This window comes from Streptococcus sp. CCH8-C6 (genome assembly GCF_001557225.1).
Lineage (GTDB): Bacteria > Bacillota > Bacilli > Lactobacillales > Streptococcaceae > Streptococcus > Streptococcus sanguinis_C.
The window spans coordinates 1-294 of sequence record NZ_LSJN01000074.1; the positions used below are offsets into that span (position 1 = coordinate 1).

1 protein-coding gene is annotated in these 294 nt (G+C 34.7%); it reads left to right on the forward strand.

All coding sequences use genetic code 11. The features are described from left to right. The coding region (locus tag AX677_RS08035; RefSeq protein WP_048790661.1) for a helix-turn-helix domain-containing protein at positions 1-294 on the forward strand (294 nt) is incomplete at both ends.

The following is a 294-nucleotide window of genomic DNA, read 5'->3' on the forward strand; positions in this document are numbered from 1 at the left end:
TTAGGAATCGGTAAACAGTCCATCTCTGATTACGAAAAACAAAAAAGCTATCCTACCTTTGCAAATTTGGATAAGATAGCAGAATATTTTAATGCAACTCCAACCCAACTCTTTGGAACGAGTAAAGAGATTGAGTTAGAAAAGAGTGTTCTTGAATCTAATGAATACTCTGATAAAGTAAGTGAAATCTTAAAAGCTGTCAAATACATCGAGCATTTCCTACATACTGATGGACAGTACTTAGAGGATTTACTTTACCTAACAAGAGGCAACCAACTATACACAGAAGATGGA